The sequence below is a fragment of the Intrasporangium zincisolvens genome (assembly GCF_034724055.1).
Classification (GTDB): Bacteria; Actinomycetota; Actinomycetes; order Actinomycetales; family Dermatophilaceae; genus Monashia; species Monashia zincisolvens.
Map to the genome: position 1 here is coordinate 248,487 of NZ_JAWIIL010000004.1, position 16,272 is coordinate 264,758.

Here is a 16,272-nt window from a genome sequence, read left to right on the forward strand (position 1 = left end):
TCGAGTGGGCACTGTCTCCTGCTGCGGGCGTCAGGCCTCGCGGACCTGGACCTGCACGAAGGGGGGCTTCACGACCGTCGCCTCGACGGCGCGGCCGCGCACGTCGACCGACACGGTCGTGCCGTCGGCGACGTCGGGGGCCAGCAGCGCGAGCGCGATGCCCTGCTTGAGCGTCGGCGAGAACGTGCCCGAGGTGACCTCACCGACGGTCTCGCCGTCGCGGCTCACCTCGCAGTGCGCCCGCGGGATGCCGCGACCGGTGACGAGCAGGCCGCGGGACAGCCGCGTCGGGGCCGCCTTCTCGGCGACGAGCGCGTCCTTGCCCCAGAAGGCGTCCTTCTTCCAGCCGACGGCCCAGCCGGCACGAGCCTGCACGGGCGAGATGTCGAGCGAGAGGTCCTGGCCGTGCAGCGGGTAGCCCATCTCGGTGCGCAGGGTGTCGCGGGCGCCGAGCCCACAGGGCAGGCCCTCGAACGGCTCGGCCGCGGCGACGAGGGCGTCCCAGAGCGCGGGCGTGTCGTCCCAGCGGGGCACGAGCTCGTAGCCGCGCTCGCCGGTGTAGCCGGTGCGGCAGACGATGACCGGGCGACCCTCCCACTGCGCCTCGACGAACGACATGTAGTCGTGGCCGGTGGGCAGGCCGAGCGACTCGAGCACCTCGTCGCTCTTCGTGCCCTGGACCGCGATGACGCCGTACTCACGATGCCGGTCGGTCACCTCGATGCCCTCGGGCGCGGCCGCGCGCAGACGGCGCACGACCTCGGCGGTGTTGGCGGCGTTGGGGATGAGGAAGACGTCGTCGTCGGCCCGCAGGTAGGCGATGAGGTCGTCGACGACGCCACCGGACTCGTCGCAGCACAGTGTGTACTGGGCGGACCCCGGCTCGATGCGGCGCAGGTCGTTGGTGAGGCACGCGTTGACGAAGTCGGCGGCGCCCGGGCCCGACACGGTTGCCTTGCCGAGGTGGCTGACGTCGAAGATGCCGACGCGCTCGCGCACCGCGGTGTGCTCGCGGACGACGCCGCCTCCCGGGTACTCGATCGGCATGTCCCAGCCGCCGAAGTCGGCCATCTTCGCGCCGAGGGCGACGTGGCGGTCGTGGAGGGGCGAGGTGAGCGGGGAGGTCGTCCCCGACGGCGCTGTCGTCATGCCGCTCAACCTACCGCCCGGGCGTCACCGGCCCCCGCCCGCCGCCTCCTGCGAGGACGCGGGGTCGCGGCTCGTTATCATCGGCGCCGTCGCCACCGGATGCCGAGACCACACGACGGGCCGTGCGCCGGGGCGGCACCAGGACGCGCGCACCCGTGCGGCGCCCGCCGACCATCGTCGTCGCACCACGCCCGTGGACCGACCGGCACCACCGTCCAAAGGAGGCCCCCCGTGGCCCAGCTGACCATCTCGAACCGCTCGGCCGCCGACACCGCCGGTGACGCGCTCGTCGTCGCCCTCGTCACCGGCGACGACGGCGCGACCCTCGCCCCGGGCCACGACCTGCCCCGCAAGGCCGTCGCCCACCTGACCTCCGCCGTCACCGAGCTCGAGCTGGCCGGCAAGGTCGGCGAGGTCACGACGCTGCCCGCGGTCCCGGACGTCAGCGCCCGCCTCGTCGTACTGGCCGGGGTCGGCGCCCTGACGGCCACACCCGACGCCGGAGCCCTCGAGGACGTCCGCCGGGGCATCGGCGCTGCTGCGCGCGCTCTCGCCGCGAAGAAGAAGGTCGTCGTCGCGGTCCCCGGCACGTCCGTCGAGGTCGTCGCCGCCACCGCCGAGGGCGTCGCGCTCGGTGCCTACACGGTGTCGAAGGTCGGCTCCGAGTCCGCCTCGGCCGACAAGCAGCCCGCCTTCGCCCTCGTCGGCCCCGGTGACGCCGCCTCGCGCCGCGTCGTCAAGCGCGCCGCCGCGCTCGGCACGGCGATCGCCTACACCCGCGACCTCGTCAACCTCCCGCCGAACCTGCTCTACCCCGAGACGTTCGTCGACTCGCTGGCCGAGCGCGTCAAGGGCTCGAAGGTCAAGCTCAAGTCCTACGACATGAAGGCGCTGCGCGCCGGTGGCTTCGGCGGCACCGTCGGCGTCGGCCAGGGCTCGGTCAACGACCCCCGCATCGCGGTGCTCAGCTACTCCCCGTCGCGCCCGAAGGCCTCGATCGCCTTCGTCGGCAAGGGCATCACCTTCGACTCCGGCGGCCTCTGCATCAAGCCCGCGGGCGGCATGCTGACGATGAAGTGCGACATGGCCGGGGCCGCCGCCGTCGCCGGCGCCGTCCTCGCGATCGCCGAGCTCGGCCTGCCGATCGCCGTCACCGGCTACCTCGGCCTCGCCGAGAACATGCCGAGCGCGACGGCCCAGCGCCCGAGCGACGTCGTGACGATGCGCGGCGGCAAGACCGTCGAGATCCTCAACACCGACGCCGAGGGACGCATGGTCCTCGGCGACTGCATCGCCCTCGCGTCCGAGTCGACGCCCGACGCCATCGTCGACATCGCGACGCTGACCGGCGCCCAGGTCATCGCCCTGGCCGACACCGCGGCCGTCATGGGCAACGACGACGCCTTCCGCACCCGGGTCCTCGACGCCGCCCAGGGCGCCGGCGAGGCGATGTGGCCCATGCCGCTGCCCAAGGAGCTGCGCGGCGGCCTCGACTCGGCCAACGCCGACCTCGCCCACAAGGGCGGCCCGGAGGGCGGCATGCTCACGGCCGGCCTCTTCCTCGGCGAGTTCGTCGGCACCGGCATCCCGTGGAGCCACATCGACATCGCCGGCCCGGCCTACAACGACAAGGCCCCGAACGGCTACTCCCCCAAGGGCGGCACCGGCTTCGGCGTCCGCACCCTCGTGGGGATCGCCGAGTCCTACGCCTGACGCGTCCCGGCGGCCCGCACGTGCAGGAGGCCACGTCCCCCATAGGGACGTGGCCTCTGCCGTGTCGGTGTCGCTGGCTGTCGCTGGCTGCCGGTCAGCCGCCGGACTTGCGGCGGAACATCTGCTGGTTCTTCGCCGGTCCGTGCGCGCCGTGCACCTTCGAGCGGTCGTGGTCGTCGGAGACGTCCTTGCCGCCGTGGGCGTGCTTCTTGTCGAGGGCGGCCCGGAACTTGGCCTTCATCTCCTCGTCCGGGCCCACCGGGGCGCCTTCCTGCTTCGACATTCGAGTCCTCCTGGATGCGGGGCGGGACGCGCCGGAACGGCACGGTGCGGACGTCTCAACCCTGTCAGCAGGACCGACGCGGGTCCACCCCTTTGCCCGGCGCGTCGCGTCGGGCAGCGCGTCGGGCGTCCGTCAGGCGTCGCCCTGGCGCTTGCGGGTGTTGTACTCGCGCATGCGGTTCGGGTAGCCGGTGTGGTTGACGTCGTAGGCCGGGACACCGAGGCGTCGGGCCAGCTCGAAGGCGTCCTTCGGGGTGCCGACGGCGCGCCGGGTCCACTCGCCGTCCCAGGCGATGAGCACGACGGTCGTCGTCGTGACGCTCGTGGCCGGCTCGACGTAGGCCTCGACGCCGCGACGCGTCTCGGCGAAGGTGCGCAGATGGGTCTCGACGGCCTTGCGGTCGATGTCCATGGCGGGGCCGTCCGACCGCCCGAGGCGCGCGGACACCTTGCCCCCGGAGCGTCGCGAGAACCAGCCCATGGCGGCACTGTACGTGGTTCAGCCATGCCTACAGGCAGGTCCGAGCCGTGTCCGGGGTGAGTCCGAGGTGAGAGCCCCGGCAGGCGTGACCTGCCTGTGACGTCCCTCGGGATCAATGACAAGATGCTCTTGCACCCACACCCCCGGGTGCCCACCACATCTGAAGGAGCGCACCCACATGTCGGCTGACGCCGCAGGCGACTACGACGTCGTCATCCTCGGTGGGGGCTCGGGCGGATATGCCTGCGCCCTCAGGTCGGCAGAGCTGGGGCTCTCCGTGGCCCTCGTCGAGAAGGGCAAGCTCGGGGGCACGTGCCTCCACGTCGGGTGCATCCCGACCAAGGCCCTCCTGCACGCCGCGGAGGTCGCCGACACGGCGCGCGACGGCGCACACTTCGGCGTCAAGACCACCTTCGAGTCGGTCGACATGTCGGGCGTCAACTCGTACAAGGACGGTGTCGTCTCCCGCCTGTACAAGGGCCTGCAGGGCCTCGTCAAGGCCGCCAAGATCGAGTACGTCGAGGGCTCAGGCGTCCTCGACGGCCCGAACACCGTCGTCGTCGGCGACCGCCGGATCACCGGCCGCAACGTCGTGCTCGCCACCGGCAGCTACCCGCGCACGCTGCCCGGCCTCGAGATCGGCGGCCGGATCATGACGAGCGAGCAGGCCCTGACCATCGACCACGTCCCGGCGCGCGTCGTCGTGCTCGGTGGCGGTGTCATCGGTGTCGAGTTCGCCTCGGTCTTCAGGAGCTTCGGCTCCGAGGTCACCGTCGTGGAGGCGCTCCCCCGCCTCGTCGCGGCCGAGGACGAGGCGATCAGCAAGCAGCTCGAGCGCTCGTTCCGCAAGCGCAAGATCGCCTTCAAGACGGGCGTCCGGTTCACCGGCGCGACGCAGTCCGGCGACGTCGTCACCGTCTCGCTCGAGTCGGGCGAGACCATCGAGGCAGACCTGCTGCTCGTCGCCGTGGGCCGTGGCCCGGTCACCGAGGGCCTCGGATTCGAGGCCGCCGGCGTCACCGTCGACCGCGGTTTCGTCCCCACCGACGAGCGCCTGCGCACCGGCGTCCCCGGCGTCTACGCCGTCGGCGACATCGTGCCGGGCCTGCAGCTGGCCCACCGCGGCTTCGCCCAGGGCATCTTCGTCGCCGAGGAGATCGCGGGCGTGGCCCCGGCGGTCATCGTCGAGAGCGGCATCCCCCGGGTCACCTACTGCGACCCCGAGATCGCGAGCGTCGGCCTCACCGAGGCCCAGGCACGCGAGGCGTACGCCGAGGTCGAGACCTACGAGTACAACCTCGGCGGCAACGGCAAGTCCCAGATCCTCGGCACGCAGGGCTTCGTCAAGCTCGTGCGCGAGAAGGGCGGCCCGGTCGTCGGGGTCCACATGATCGGCGCACGGATGGGCGAGCAGGTCGGCGAGGCGCAGCTCATCGTCAACTGGGAGGCGCACCCCGAGGACGTCTCCGGTCTCATCCACGCGCACCCCACGCAGAACGAGTCGCTCGGCGAGGCACACTTGGCCCTGTCGGGTAAACCGCTGCACGCACACGCTTGAGCCAGTAACTGGGAAGAGGAGAGAACACGTCATGTCAGAACGCGTGACCATGCCGGCCCTGGGTGAGTCCGTCACCGAGGGAACCGTCACCCGCTGGCTGAAGAATGTCGGGGACAGCGTCGAGGTCGACGAGCCGCTCCTCGAGGTCTCGACCGACAAGGTCGACACCGAGATCCCGTCGCCCGTCGCGGGCACCCTGCAGGAGATCCTCGCGCAGGAGGACGACACCGTGCCGGTCGGCGCCGACCTCGCCGTCATCGGCGACGGTGCGGCCCCCGCCGCCGGCGGCGACGCCCCAGCGGCGCAGGAGGCCCCGCAGCAGCAGGCCCCGCAGCAGGAGCAGCAGGCCGCCCCGGCGCCCGAGGCACCGAGCACCGACCAGGAGCCTCAGGCCGCCACGAGCGAGCCCGAGGCCGCGCAGGCCGAGCAGCCGCAGGCCGCGGCGTCCTCGTCCGGGGGTGGCGAGGGCCAGACGGTGACCATGCCGGCGCTCGGCGAGTCCGTCACCGAGGGCACCGTCACCCGGTGGCTCAAGGCCGAGGGCGACGAGGTCGCCGTCGACGAGCCCCTCCTCGAGGTCTCGACCGACAAGGTCGACACCGAGATCCCCTCCCCCGTGGCCGGCACCCTGACCAAGATCCTCGTCGCCGAGGACGAGACCGTCCCCGTCGGCGGCGACCTCGCCGTGATCGGTGGCGCCCCCGCGGCGGCTCCCGCCCAGGAGACCCCGAAGCAGGAGACCCCGAAGCAGGAGGCTCCTGCACCGGCTGCTCCGGCGCAGGAGGCCCCGAAGCAGGAAGCCCCCGCGCAGGCTGCGCCCCAGGCGCCCGCCCAGGCGGAGGCCGAGTCGGCCGAGCAGCAGGCTGCCGGCCTGCCGGCCGACGCCGAGCGTCCCGCAGCGCAGCAGTCGCCCGAGGGCTCCGCGCCCGCCGCGTCGCCCTCGCGCGACGACGCCGCCGCCTACGTGACGCCGCTCGTGCGCAAGCTCGCGCAGCAGCACGGCATCGACCTCGGGTCGGTCACGGGCACCGGCGTCGGTGGCCGCATCCGCAAGCAGGACGTCCTCGACGCCGCCGAGGCGGCCAAGGCCCCGGCTCCCGCGGCCCCGGCTCCTGCCGCGTCGGCTCCGGCCCCGGCCGCAGCCCCGTCGGCACCCGCCACGGGCGCGGCGGTCTCCCCGAAGCGCGGCACGCGCGAGAAGATGAGCCGCCTGCGCAAGGTCATCGCGGCCCGCATGGTCGAGTCGCTGCAGGTGTCGGCCCAGCTGACGACCGTCGTCGAGGTCGACCTCACGAAGATCGCCCGTCTGCGCGCCAGGGTGAAGGGCGACTTCGAGGCCCGTGAGGGCACGAAGCTCAGCTTCCTGCCGTTCCTGGCCCTGGCCGCCACCGAGGCGCTCAAGGCCCACCCGATGGTCAACGCGAGCATCGACGGCGACGAGGTCGTCTACCACGGCACCGAGAACCTCTCGATCGCCGTCGACACCGACAAGGGCCTCATCGTCCCGGTCGTCAAGAACGCGGGCGACCTCAACATCGCGGGCCTCGCCCGGGCCATCGCCGATGTCGCGGCGCGCACGCGCAGCAACAAGATCACGCCCGACGACCTCGCCGGTGGCACCTTCACCATCACGAACACCGGCAGCCGTGGTGCGCTCTTCGACACCCCGATCATCAACCAGCCGCAGGTCGCGATCCTCGGCACCGGTGCCATCGTCAAGCGTCCCGTCGTCGTCACCGACGCCGACGGCGGCGAGACCATCGCGATCCGCTCGATGATGTACCTGGCGCTGTCCTACGACCACCGCATCGTCGACGGCGCGGACGCCGCTCGCTTCCTCGGCACGATGAAGGAGCGTCTCGAGGAGGGACGCTTCGAGGCCTGAGTCGGGCGATCGCCCCGCAGCGCCCATAAGGTGTGAACCATGACGAAGCGCGTCGCCATCACCGGCTCGTCCGGACTGATCGGCGGCGCGCTTCGTCGTCACCTCGAGGCCCGTGGCGACGAGGTGGTCAGGCTCGTGCGGCGCGATCCCTCCGGCCCCGGCGAGGTGCGGTGGGACCCCTCGCGCGGTGAGCTGGATCCCGTGGCACTCGAGGGCGTCGACGCCGTCGTCAACCTCGCCGGTGTGGGCATCGGCGACAAGCGCTGGGACGCCGCGTACAAGCGTGAGGTCGAGCGCAGCCGCACCGACGCCACGGGGACGGTCGCGCAGGCCCTCGCCCGGGCGCGCGGCCGGGGTGCGAACCCGCGCCTGGTCAACGCGTCGGCGGTCGGCTACTACGGCGACCGTGGCGACGAGGTGCTGACCGAGACGAGCGCCCCGGGCGGCGACGTCCTGGCCGGCATCGTGACGCGGTGGGAGGCCGCCGCCGACCCGGCCCGCGAGGCGGGGGTGCCGGTGGCGTGCGTGCGCAGCGGACTCGTCATGAGTCCCGACGGCGGCGCCTTCAAGCCGGTGCTGCTCCTCGCACGGCTCGGCCTCGCCGGGCCGATGGCCAGCGGCGACGAGTGGTGGCCGTGGATCACGCTCGTCGACGAGGTGCGCGCCATCACCCACCTGATCGACCAGCCCCAGCTCACCGGGGCGTTCAACCTCGCGGCGCCGGGGTCGGCCCGGCAGGGGGAGATCGCCAAGGCCATCGCCGCGGCCCTGCACCGGCCCGCCGTGCTGCCCGCGCCGCGCCTGGCCCTGCGGGCGGTCGTCGGTGAGTTCGCCGACTCCATCGTCGCCAGCCAGCGGGTCGTGCCCGAGGCCCTGCTGGGGGCCGGGTTCACCTTCGAGCACCCGGACCTCGAGGCCGCGGTCAGCTGGCTGGTGCGCGGCTGATCGACTCGATCCGCCACCCCTGCGCCGGACGCACGAGGTGGAAGTCGAGCAGATCACCCTCCTCCGGCGCTCGCGCCGCCCGGGCGCCGGCGTCGGTGACCACCGTGTAGGCGGTCCAGTCGACGCGAGCGCGTACGACAGCGGTCGGCGAGCCGGGGGCGGCGGGCGCGAGACCCGAGGCGGCAGCAGGCACGTACGTGGCGGTGGCCACCTCGAGCCGCAGGCCCTCCCACCGTGTTCCGGTCGAGCGCAGCGTCTGCACGACCTGCCGGTCGGAGGTCCAGCTGGGTCCGCCGGCGCGGTGCACCGCCGCGAGTCCGGCGACGTCACGACCGACGAGCGCGCGCGTGCGGGCATCCCCGAGGACCTGCATCAGCTCGGCGGCGTGGTCGGCCGGCGCGGTCGGCGACCGGAGCAGCGCAACCGGGTCGGGGGCCGGGCGGTCGGCCCCGGTCGGCGCGACGCGCGTCGTGACCGCGGGCGCGGGCGGTGTCGTGGGACGCGTCGTGGGCCGCCCGCCGGCGGGTGACGGGGCCGGCGACGCAGGCCCCGCGGTGGCCGCGACGACGGTCGTTCCGGGCACCTCGGGGCGGTCACCGCCCGCACCATCACGCGAGGCGACCGCCCAGCCCGCCAGGCCCACGGCCACGACAGCCGCACCCACGAGCGCGACGAGCGGACGGCGCAGGGCGCGGACCACCCGCTGCGGCGCCACCGGCGTCAGGACGGACCCGACCGCCGACGCGACGCCTGCGCCCGACAGCCAACGCGGCCGACGTCGCCGGTGAGGTTCGCTCGCCGGGGCCTCGTCACGGGCCTGCGCGCGCAGGCGGTGCGTCAGCGCCGAGGCGAGGTCGGCGCTGAGCACAACCTCCACCGGGTCGGCGGCTGCCGCCTCGTAGAACAGCCGGGCGAGCGTGTCGGACGAAGGACGCTCACCAGGGTCGGGGTCGATGCACGCACCGATGGCGTCGGCCAGCTGTTCCCCGACGTGGGAGGCCACGACGTCGCGGTCGAGGCGCAGCATCGTGTCGGGCGCGCCGTTGCCCGTGGCGCAGAACCAGGCCAGGGCGCCGAGCGCGTACACGTCGCTCGCCTCGGACGGCGGCGCGCCGGCGACCACCTCGGGAGCGACGAATCCCGACGTGCCCCAGACCTGCTCGTCGACAACGCCGGCAAGGCGCGCCGCGCCGAGGTCGAGCAGGACCGGCCGGCCGTCGGGGGTCACGCTGACGTTCGCCGCCGAGATGTCACCGTGCAGGCCGCCGGCGCGGTGCAGCGTCGCGACCGCGTCGCACAGGGGCGTCAGGACGGTGACGATCTCACCCGTCCGGAGGTGACCGCGGGCGTCGACCATCGCAGCGAGGGCCACGCCGTCCACGCGGTCGAACACGAGCGCCTCACGGCCGTCCTCGAGCGGGACGACCGACCGCAGCGCCACGAGGTGCTCGTGGCGGACTGCGAGGAGCACCTGCTGCTCGGCGACCGACCGCTCCGACACGGCGCCGTCGTGCGGCACCTTGACCGCGACCCGGCGGCCCGACGCGTCGACACCCGCCCACACGACCGCGGACCCGCCGGCACCGATGACGGCGTCGAGCCGGTGGCCGGGGACCTCGGGCGTCTCGTGCTCCTCGTCGCTCACCCGGTCATCGAAGCAGAGCCGCCGACGGCGCCGCGGGCGTCGTCCACAGGGCCGCGGCCGGCCGGGTGAGGGCTCGGGTAGTGCTTGGTCGGCCCTCAGTCGGGGCTCTGGCCCGGGGTCACCACGTCGACGACGCGTCGGTCGCGGGCGCTCACGCGGGCGGCGTCGATGACGGCCAGCACGTGCACGGCGTCGCGCGGGTCGACGGGCATCGTCGCCTGCGGGTCGGAGGTCGCGAGGGCGCCCACCACGGCCCGGTAGAAGTCGGCCTGGTCGGCGTCGGTGACCACCGGGCCCGGCTCGCGCTCGTCGCCGCGCACGACCCAGCCGACGGCGTCGCCCTCGTTGAAGAACTCGGTGAAGGAGCTGACGTCGTCGAACTGCTTGCCGATGACGTACGCGCCGGCCGACCCGTTGACCCGCGCACGCGGCCCGGGCGCCCCGTTGACCGAGCTCGAGATGACGTGGCTCACGACACCCGAGGTGTGGCGGCACGCGAGGAAGGTGTCGTCCTCGCCGACGGTCGTGCGGGCATCGAGCTCGGCGTACACCGACTCCACCTCCCCGTGCAGCAGCACCGCCTGGTCGACGAGGTGGCTGTGCAGGTCGAGCAGCAGCCCGCCGCCCTCGTCCGCGCCCACCTGCTCGCGCCAACGCTGCTTGGGCACGGGCCGCCAACGGTCCCAACGGTATTCGGCGCGCCAGATGTCACCCACGAGGCTGTCGTCACGCACGATGCGCAGTGCCGCCAGCTCGGGGTCGAAGCGTCGGTTGTTGAAGACGGTGAGAGGCACGCCGTGGTGGGCGGCGAGGTCGACGACGCGCAGGGCGCTGCTCGCGTCGACCGCCAGGGGCTTGTCGACGACCAGTGGCAGCCCGGCCTCGATGACGGCCTCGGCCTGCTCGCCGTGCACCCCGCTCGGCGAGGCGAGCACGACGAGGTCGAGGTCGACGCCGAGGAGAGCCTCGAGGTCGGGAACGACGTCGGCCTCCGGGTGGTCGGCCCGCACCTGCTCGGCCCGTTCCGCGCTCGACGTCGACACGGCTGCGAGCGTCAGACCGGCCCGCGTCAGCAGCGGCGCGTGGATGCCGCGCCCGGCCGATCCGTACCCGACGAGTCCGACCCGGAGAGAGCGGTGGGGGCGGGCGGCGGGGTCGCTGTCGGGCATGCGACCACCCAACCACACCGGCGCGGACGCCCTCGCCGTGCGGCGTACGCTGACGCCATGCGTTTCGTGCACCTGGGCCTCGACCCCGACTTCGTCGACTACGAGCAGGCCTGGCAGGTGCAGCGCGACACCCACGCCAAGGTCGTCGCCGGCGAGGAGCCCGACACCGTCTACCTGCTCGAGCACCGCGCGGTCTACACGGCGGGCAAGCGCACCGAGCCGCACGAGCGACCCAAGGACGGCACGCCAGTCGTCGACGTCGACCGCGGCGGCAAGATCACCTGGCACGGCCCCGGCCAGATCACCGGCTACCCGATCGTGCGGCTCCCTGCCCCCATCGACGTCGTCGGCTACGTCCGCGCCCTCGAGGAGATGATGATCCGCGTCTGCGCCGACTTCGGCGTCGAGGCCGGCCGCTCCGAGGGCGAGAGCGGCACGTGGATCGCCGCCGACGACCGCGGCCCGCGTCGCAAGATCGGCGCCATCGGCATCCGTGTCAGCCGGCAGGTGGCGATGCACGGGTTCGCCTTCAACTGCGACCCCGACCTGTCGTGGGGCGAGGTCATCGTCCCGTGCGGCATCCCCGACGCCGGCGTCACGTCGCTGTCGGCCGAGCTGGGACGGCGCGTCCCCGTCACGGAGGTGCTCCCCCACGTCGAGAAGCACCTCGCCGACATCCTGCCGACGCTGCGGCCGAACCGACGCGCCCTCGCCGGCGCGACCGAGGGCGCCTGACCGACGCGTCCGACCCCCGTCTGACCGACGCCGGACGCGCGGCGCCTGACCTCGCCCGCCGGACGCGTCCGGCCCCCTAGGGTGTGCTGCACCAGCCGGTCCACCCAGGGGGTTCGATGGACGTCGCCGTCCGCACCGTCAGCTTGCGCAAGACCTACCTGAGCCGAGGCGCGCGACGCGTGGCCGTCCAGGGCCTGTCGATGGCCGTGCCGCTCGGCGGGGTGCACGGGTTCCTCGGGCCCAACGGCTCGGGCAAGACGACGACGATCCGCATGGTCCTCGGTCTCGCCCGGGCCGACTCGGGCACAGCGGAGGTGTTCGGCGAGCCGGTGCCCCGCCGGCTGCCGCACGTCATCGACCGGGTCGGCGCCATCGTCGAGTCGCCGAAGTTCTTCCCCGCCTTCACGGCCCGACGCAACCTCGAGCTGCTCGCCGGGGGCATCGGGGCGCCGCGCCACCGCGTCCAGGAGGTCCTCGAGGCCACCCACCTCGGCGACCGGGGACGCGACCGCTACGCCGGGTTCTCGCTCGGCATGAAGCAGCGCCTCGCCATCGCAGCGACCCTCCTGAAGGACCCCGACCTGCTCATCTTCGACGAGCCGACCAACGGCCTCGACCCGGCCGGCATCCGCGAGGTGCGCGACACGATGAGATCCCTTGGCGCACAGGGCAAGACGGTCCTCGTGAGCTCGCACATCCTCGCGGAGGTCGAGCAGGTCGCCGACACCGTCTCGATCATCGGCCACGGCCGTCTGCTCGCGGAGGGCCCGGTCAGCGAGATCCTCGGCGGGGCCGGCACCTCCCAGGTGCGCGTCGGGGTCGCGTCGCCGGAGCGGGCCGAGCAGGTGCTGCGCGAGGCGGGGTTCACCGCGACCCGTGACGGCGAACACCTCCTGGTCGGCGCCGAGGACCCCTCCTCGGTCACCCGGGCGCTCGCCGGGCACGGCCTGTACGTCAGCGAGCTCGTGCCGGTCCGGCCCGACCTCGAGTCGGCGTTCCTCGCCCTCACCGCCGACGAGGGCCTCGGGAGCGAGGCCGACCGGGAAGCCGGCGGCGACACGAAGGGAGCCACGGCATGAGCGAGACGCTCCTGTCCCCCGACGCACGCCCGCGCTCGGACGTGCGCCCCACGGGCACGTCGTTCGCCGGGCTGGTCGGCGTCGAGCTGCGCCGTCTCTGGTGGCGTCGCCTCACCAAGGCCGTGCTCGCCGGCGTCGTGCTCTTCGTCCTCGCAATGGTCTACAACGCTTACAACTCCTCGACGCCGGAACGGCTCGCGCAGCAGCTCGACCAGTACAGGATCATGCTCGAGGACAACAAGCGGCAGCAGGCGGAGATGAAGGACCAGCTGCCGCAGATGATCCAGGACTGCGAGGCCCAGCAGACGCAGGAGCGCCAGGCCAGCAACGACCCCACCCTCGACCTCGGCTGCTCCACCATCGGCACGATCCAGGGCCCGACCCTCGAGGAGATGGGCATCGTCGTGCCCCTCGCCGACTCGATCACCGAGGCCGCGATGGAGCCGCTCGTCTCCGTGCTCGGATTCCTCGTGCTCATCCTCATGGGCAGCTTCGTGGCGGCGGAGTTCACGACCGGGTCGATGGCCAGCTGGCTCACCTTCAAGCCGCGCCGGGTGCAGGTCGCGGCCAGCAAGCTCGTGGCCGCCGCCATCGGCGCCACGGCGCTCGCCGGGCTCTCGGTGGCGCTGCTGGCCCTCGGGGCGCGGATGGTCGCCACCGTCAACCGGCCTGGCTCGGACCTCCAGCTGCCCGACCCGCCCCCGCTCGACGAGTCGCTCGGGCAGCTCGTGCTGCGCGCCGTCGCCCTCGTGCTCGTCGCCGGCGTTCTCGGCGCGGCCCTGGGCCTGCTCATCCGGCACACGGCCGCGGTCGTCGGCGTCCTGCTCGGCTACGTCGTGCTCGTCGAGGGCTTCGCCGTGCACGCGCTGCTCCAGGGACGCCTCACCCCGTTCGCCGTGGTGCCGAACGCCTTCGCGTTCCTGCAGAAGGGCTACGCGTACATGGCACAGACGTGCACCGCCGATCGGTGCACGTACGCCGAGCAGAGGGTCGGCTACACGCACGGCTGGGTCTACCTGCTCGTGGTGGCCGCCGCCGTCGTCGGTGCGGCCGTGCTCACCTTCCGGCGTCGCGACGTGAGCTGACCTCCGCCACCGATGCCGAGGCGTCGGGGCCGCCCACAGGGCACGGGCGTGGTCGGGAGCGTCGTTCGGGAGGCGTAACCTGTCCGCAGCAGGAAGTCCCGACCAAGGAGCCCGTGTGTCTGTCGTTCCCGACGGCCGTCGTCTGCTGCGCGTCGAGGCGCGCAACGCCGAGACCCCCATCGAGCGCAAGCCCTCCTGGATCCGCACGACCGCCAAGATGGGCCCGGAGTACACGGCCCTGCACTCGATGGTGAAGTCCGAAGGACTGCACACGGTGTGCCAGGAGGCCGCTTGCCCCAACATCTTCGAGTGCTGGGAGGACAAGGAGGCCACCTTCCTCATCGGTGGCGACGTCTGCACCCGGCGCTGCGACTTCTGCGACATCGCCACCGGCCGGCCCACCTCGCTCGACCTCGACGAGCCCCGACGCGTCGCCGAGTCGGTGCGCCAGATGGGCCTGCGCTACTCGACCGTCACCGGCGTCGCCCGTGACGACCAGCCCGACGGCGCCGCCGGCCTCTACGCCGAGACGATCCGCCAGATCCACCTGCTCAACCCGAACACGGGCGTCGAGATCCTCCCGCCCGACTTCGGCGCCAAGCCCGAGCTCGTCGGCCAGGTGTTCGACGCGCGCCCGGAGGTCTTCGCGCACAATCTCGAGACGGTGCCGCGCATCTTCCGCCGCATCCGCCCGGCGTTCACCTACGAGAAGTCGCTCAAGGTCCTCTCGATGGCCCGTGAGGCGCAGCTGGTCACCAAGTCCAACCTCATCCTCGGCATGGGCGAGACCGACGCCGAGATCGAGGAGGCCATCCGCGACCTGCACGACGCCGGCTGCGACATCCTGACGATCACCCAGTACCTGCGCCCGTCCAAGCTGCACCACCCGATCGACCGCTGGGTCAAGCCCGAGGAGTTCGTGCACTGGTCCGAGGTCGCCGAGCAGATGGGCTTCAAGGGCGTCATGGCCGGCCCGCTGGTGCGCTCCTCGTACCGCGCCGGGCGACTCTGGGCCACCGCGATGCGCAAGTGGGGACGCGAGATCCCCGCGCACCTGTCGCACCTCGCCGAGGCCGCGGAGTCCCCCGCCCGCCAAGAGGCGGCGTCGTTGGTGGCCCGCGCCCAGAGCGCCGTATCCTGAGCACCATGGCACGCAACAAGGACGGCGCCTCGAGCGCGCCCACGGACAAGAAGCCGGGACGGCTGTCCCAGATCCGCGACGTCTACCGCGCGGCGCACGCGACGGACCCCACCATCGGCTGGTGGATGCTCCTGTCGTTCCTCGTCGTCCTCGGCGTCCTGCTCGTGGCGGGCCTGCTCCTGCACATGACGATCATCTTCACGATCTTCGGTGTGCTGTTCGGCATCCTCGCCGCGACCATCGTCCTGAGCCGGCGTGCCGAGAAGGCCGCCTACTCCCAGATCGAGGGCCAGGCCGGCGCCGCCGGCGCGGCCCTCACCTCCATCCGACGCGGCTGGTACACCGACCGCGAGCCGGTGGCCGCCGACGTCGCGCGAGCCGGTGACATCAGCTCCGCCGCCATGGTCTACCGCGCCCTCGGCCGACCGGGTGTCGTGCTCGTCGGCGAGGGCCCGACCGGACGCGTCCAGAAGCTGCTCGTGGCCGAGAAGAAGCGCGTCGAGCGTGTCGCCCCCGGCGTCCCGGTCACGACGATCCGCGTCGGCACCGGCGAGGGCGAGGTCCCGCTGCCCAAGCTCGCGAGCAAGGTCCAGCGCCTCAAGCCGCAGATCACCAAGGACGAGATGGCGATGGTCAACAAGCGCCTCAAGGCCATCGGCGGCCTGCGCGCCCCGCTGCCCCCGGGCGTCGACCCGGCCCGCGCCCGCATGGACCGAAAGGCGCTCCGCGGCAAGTGACGCGGCACGTGACCTGGCTCGTGTCCAGCACGTGACCCACTGAGGCAAAAGAGCAGCTCGTCCCCTGCGGACGAGCTGCTCTTTGCGATGTCGGGGGACGAGCTGCCCTTCGCTGCTCCCCCGGTGGTCAGCGGGTTCGGACGATGACGGTGTTGGGGACCTTGTCGTGCAGGCCCCGCCCGTCGCGGTCCCAGACGATCGCCGGGATGAAGAGGCACAGCAGGACGGTGCGGACCAACGCCTGCACCGGGTGGACGCGGTCTCCGGACAGCGAGCGGACCTGGAGCCCGGCGACCCGGTGCCCGATCGTCGTGCCGAGCGTGCCGACGAGCAGCAGGTTCATGACGGCGAAGATCCCGAGCACCACGAAGTTCTGGCTCCCCGTCGCCGGCGGGACGGAGAAGGGCAACGGCACCCCGAACAGCCCGCGCGCGATGAGCGTCGCGAGGGCCCAGTCGACGAGGACGCCGACGAGCCGGATGCCGAAGCCGGCCACCGACCCGACGCCGCTCGGCGGCAGGCCGAGCGCCCGTCCGCGCCAGTCGTCGGGCTGCTGCGTGCGCTCTCGCGGGCCCTGCAGCCACGAGCCGAAATCCTTGCGGTCCACCACGGCAACAGCGTAACGAGACACGGGCCACGGCCTTTGCCCGGGCCTGTCCATCCGTAAC

Annotated in this window: 15 protein-coding genes; 9 read left to right on the plus strand and 6 right to left on the minus strand. The window is 73.0% G+C overall.

The annotated features are described in order from the left end of the window. Positions 1-30: 30 nt before the first annotated feature. The gene (gene gcvT / locus RY076_RS13430; protein ID WP_323098729.1) at positions 31-1,149 is read right to left on the minus strand and encodes a glycine cleavage system aminomethyltransferase GcvT; all 1,119 of its coding nucleotides are present in this window, start codon (positions 1,147-1,149) and stop codon (positions 31-33) included. 231 nt (positions 1,150-1,380) lie between these two features. Here gcvT and RY076_RS13435 point away from each other — a divergent pair, with 231 nt between their 5' ends. Further along, positions 1,381-2,862 (plus strand): leucyl aminopeptidase, encoded by a 1,482-nt coding sequence (locus RY076_RS13435; protein WP_323098731.1) that lies wholly within the window; start codon positions 1,381-1,383, stop codon positions 2,860-2,862. 94 nt (positions 2,863-2,956) lie between these two features. Here the strand turns inward: RY076_RS13435 and RY076_RS13440 are convergent, their stop codons facing one another. Together RY076_RS13440 and RY076_RS13445 are read right to left on the minus strand one after the other, a co-directional pair. Continuing rightward, positions 2,957-3,145 (minus strand): DUF5302 domain-containing protein, encoded by a 189-nt coding sequence (locus tag RY076_RS13440; RefSeq protein WP_323098732.1) that lies wholly within the window; start codon positions 3,143-3,145, stop codon positions 2,957-2,959. 132 nt (positions 3,146-3,277) lie between these two features. Further along, on the minus strand, positions 3,278-3,625 hold the full coding sequence (locus RY076_RS13445; protein ID WP_323098733.1) for a hypothetical protein: 348 nt from the start codon (positions 3,623-3,625) through the stop codon (positions 3,278-3,280). 178 nt (positions 3,626-3,803) lie between these two features. On the opposite strand from RY076_RS13445, the gene lpdA reads away from it, so the two are divergent. The 3 genes from lpdA to RY076_RS13460 are packed head-to-tail and all read left to right on the plus strand — an operon-like array spanning position 3,804 to position 8,013. Further along, positions 3,804-5,183 (plus strand): dihydrolipoyl dehydrogenase, encoded by a 1,380-nt coding sequence (gene lpdA, locus RY076_RS13450; protein WP_323098734.1) that lies wholly within the window; start codon positions 3,804-3,806, stop codon positions 5,181-5,183. Between the two features lie 31 nt (positions 5,184-5,214). Continuing rightward, positions 5,215-7,068, plus strand: coding sequence for a 2-oxoglutarate dehydrogenase, E2 component, dihydrolipoamide succinyltransferase (gene sucB, locus RY076_RS13455; protein WP_323098735.1), 1,854 nt, complete (start codon positions 5,215-5,217; stop codon positions 7,066-7,068). 39 nt (positions 7,069-7,107) lie between these two features. Beyond that, complete coding sequence (locus RY076_RS13460) at positions 7,108-8,013, plus strand: TIGR01777 family oxidoreductase (RefSeq protein WP_323098737.1); 906 nt, start codon at positions 7,108-7,110, stop codon at positions 8,011-8,013. On the opposite strand, the gene RY076_RS13465 is transcribed toward RY076_RS13460, so the two are convergent. Both RY076_RS13465 and RY076_RS13470 read right to left on the minus strand, forming a co-directional pair. After that, positions 7,991-9,658 carry a serine/threonine-protein kinase gene (locus RY076_RS13465; RefSeq protein WP_323098738.1) on the minus strand — a complete coding sequence of 556 codons (1,668 nt, stop codon included), beginning with the start codon at positions 9,656-9,658 and terminating at the stop codon, positions 7,991-7,993. The genes RY076_RS13460 and RY076_RS13465 overlap by 23 nt on opposite strands. Positions 9,659-9,753: 95 nt before the next feature. Next, complete coding sequence (locus RY076_RS13470) at positions 9,754-10,827, minus strand: Gfo/Idh/MocA family oxidoreductase (RefSeq protein ID WP_323098740.1); 1,074 nt, start codon at positions 10,825-10,827, stop codon at positions 9,754-9,756. A 57-nt stretch (positions 10,828-10,884) separates the two neighbouring features. On the opposite strand from RY076_RS13470, the gene lipB reads away from it, so the two are divergent. The 5 genes from lipB to RY076_RS13495 all read left to right on the plus strand — a co-directional run bounded on the left by lipB (position 10,885) and on the right by RY076_RS13495 (position 15,604). Then, the gene (lipB, locus tag RY076_RS13475; protein WP_323098741.1) at positions 10,885-11,562 is read left to right on the plus strand and encodes a lipoyl(octanoyl) transferase LipB; all 678 of its coding nucleotides are present in this window, start codon (positions 10,885-10,887) and stop codon (positions 11,560-11,562) included. A 116-nt stretch (positions 11,563-11,678) separates the two neighbouring features. After that, a complete protein-coding gene (locus RY076_RS13480; protein WP_323098742.1) occupies positions 11,679-12,641 on the plus strand; it encodes an ABC transporter ATP-binding protein in 963 nt (320 codons plus the stop codon). Continuing rightward, positions 12,638-13,726, plus strand: a complete 1,089-nt coding sequence (locus RY076_RS13485) for an ABC transporter permease subunit (protein WP_323098744.1) — start codon at positions 12,638-12,640, stop codon at positions 13,724-13,726. Before RY076_RS13480 ends, RY076_RS13485 begins: the two co-directional genes overlap by 4 nt. 115 nt (positions 13,727-13,841) lie before the next feature. Beyond that, positions 13,842-14,867, plus strand: coding sequence for a lipoyl synthase (gene lipA, locus RY076_RS13490; protein WP_323098745.1), 1,026 nt, complete (start codon positions 13,842-13,844; stop codon positions 14,865-14,867). Between the two features lie 5 nt (positions 14,868-14,872). Further along, entirely contained in the window at positions 14,873-15,604 is a 732-nt protein-coding gene (locus tag RY076_RS13495) for a DUF4191 domain-containing protein (protein WP_323098746.1), read from the plus strand. 127 nt (positions 15,605-15,731) lie between these two features. On the opposite strand, the gene RY076_RS13500 is transcribed toward RY076_RS13495, so the two are convergent. Continuing rightward, positions 15,732-16,214 (minus strand): RDD family protein, encoded by a 483-nt coding sequence (locus RY076_RS13500; protein ID WP_323098747.1) that lies wholly within the window; start codon positions 16,212-16,214, stop codon positions 15,732-15,734. Between the last annotated feature and the right edge of the window lie 58 nt (positions 16,215-16,272).

Coding starts and splice junctions, on each gene's coding strand:
- gcvT (WP_323098729.1), bottom strand. CDS start 1,149: ATGACGACAGCGCCGTCGGGGACGACCTCCCCGCTCACCTCGCCCCTC.
- RY076_RS13440 (WP_323098732.1), bottom strand. CDS start 3,145: ATGTCGAAGCAGGAAGGCGCCCCGGTGGGCCCGGACGAGGAGATGAAG.
- RY076_RS13445 (WP_323098733.1), bottom strand. CDS start 3,625: ATGGGCTGGTTCTCGCGACGCTCCGGGGGCAAGGTGTCCGCGCGCCTC.
- lpdA (WP_323098734.1), top strand. CDS start 3,804: ATGTCGGCTGACGCCGCAGGCGACTACGACGTCGTCATCCTCGGTGGG.
- sucB (WP_323098735.1), top strand. CDS start 5,215: ATGTCAGAACGCGTGACCATGCCGGCCCTGGGTGAGTCCGTCACCGAG.
- RY076_RS13460 (WP_323098737.1), top strand. CDS start 7,108: ATGACGAAGCGCGTCGCCATCACCGGCTCGTCCGGACTGATCGGCGGC.
- RY076_RS13470 (WP_323098740.1), bottom strand. CDS start 10,827: ATGCCCGACAGCGACCCCGCCGCCCGCCCCCACCGCTCTCTCCGGGTC.
- lipB (WP_323098741.1), top strand. CDS start 10,885: ATGCGTTTCGTGCACCTGGGCCTCGACCCCGACTTCGTCGACTACGAG.
- RY076_RS13480 (WP_323098742.1), top strand. CDS start 11,679: ATGGACGTCGCCGTCCGCACCGTCAGCTTGCGCAAGACCTACCTGAGC.
- RY076_RS13485 (WP_323098744.1), top strand. CDS start 12,638: ATGAGCGAGACGCTCCTGTCCCCCGACGCACGCCCGCGCTCGGACGTG.
- RY076_RS13495 (WP_323098746.1), top strand. CDS start 14,873: ATGGCACGCAACAAGGACGGCGCCTCGAGCGCGCCCACGGACAAGAAG.